This window comes from Massilia sp. CT11-108 (assembly GCF_047302915.1).
Lineage (GTDB): Bacteria > Pseudomonadota > Gammaproteobacteria > Burkholderiales > Burkholderiaceae_D > Telluria > Telluria orientalis.
Window position 1 is genome coordinate 1 of sequence record NZ_JBKYMO010000933.1, and the last position, 1,259, is coordinate 1,259.

The following is a 1,259-nucleotide window of genomic DNA, read 5'->3' on the forward strand; positions in this document are numbered from 1 at the left end:
GGCCTGGGCACGGCGCTCGCGGCCGCGAGCGGCCTGCACATGCACCCGCATTCGCTGATGCTGCTGACGGGCGTGCAGGCGCTGTGGTACGCGGGCGCCGCGTTGACGTTGTGGCGGGTCAGCCGTTGAAGGTCTTGCCCTCGGCCGCCAGGCGGACGAGCAGCGGCGCCGGCGTCCACGCCTCGCCGTGGTAGCCGCGGGCGTACTTCTCGACGGCCGCCAGCACGGCCGGCAGGCCGACGGTGTCCGCATGGAACATCGGGCCGCCGCGGAACAGCGGGAAGCCGTAGCCGGACAAATACACCATGTCGACGTCCGATGCCCTGAGGGCGATGCCCTCGTCCAGGATCCGCGCGCCCTCGTTGACCAGCGCGTAGACGAGGCGCTCGACGATCTCCTCGTCGGAGATGGCGCGGCGCTCGATGCCCAGGTCCTGCGAATGCCGCACGATCATGTCGTCGACCCACGGCGACGGGCGCGGCGTGCGGTCACCGGCCTGGTAGTCGTACCAGCCGGCGCCCGTCTTCTGGCCGAATCGGCCCTGTTCGCACAGCAGGTCGGCCGTCTTCGAATACTTCACGTCCGGCGACTCGACGGCGCGGCGCTTGCGGATGTACCAGCCGACGTCGTTGCCGGCCAGGTCGCCCATGCGGAACGGGCCCATGGCGAAGCCGAAGGTCTCGATGGCCGCGTCGACCTGCTGCGGCAGCGCGCCTTCGTCCAGCAGGAAGCCGGCCTGGCGGATGTACTGCTCCACCATGCGGTTGCCGATGAAGCCGTCGCACACGCCGGCGACGACGCCCGTCTTCCTGATTTTCTTCGCCAGCGCCAGCGCGGTCGCCAGCACGTCCTTGCCGGTCGCCGCGCCGCGCACGATTTCCAGCAGCCTCATCACGTTGGCGGGGCTGAAGAAGTGCAGCCCGATGACGTCCTGCGGGCGTGCCGTGAACGCGGCGATGCGGTTCAGGTCCAGGGTCGACGTATTCGACGCGAGGATGGCGCCCGGCTTCATCGTGGCGTCGAGCTGGCGGAACACGGACGCCTTCACGTCCATGTCCTCGAACACGGCTTCGATGACGATATCGGCCTGGGCGATGTCGGCGTAATCCAGTGTGCCGCGGATGAGCCCCACGCGCTGCGCGGCCTTGTCCGCCGCCAGCTTGCCCTTCCTGACCGTGTTCTCGTAATTCTTGCGGATGGTGGCGAGACCCTTGTCGAGCGCATCCTGCTTCGTCTCGAGGATCGTCACGGGGATGCCG

The 1,259-nt window shown here is 68.9% G+C and carries 1 protein-coding gene; it reads right to left on the bottom strand.

Annotation, left to right across the window (positions count from 1 at the left end; genetic code table 11):
• Positions 1 to 118: 118 nt before the first annotated feature.
• On the bottom strand, positions 119 to 1,259 hold a 1,141-nt coding region (locus ACEN88_RS32125), incomplete at its 5' end, for a 3-hydroxyacyl-CoA dehydrogenase NAD-binding domain-containing protein (RefSeq protein ID WP_413346256.1).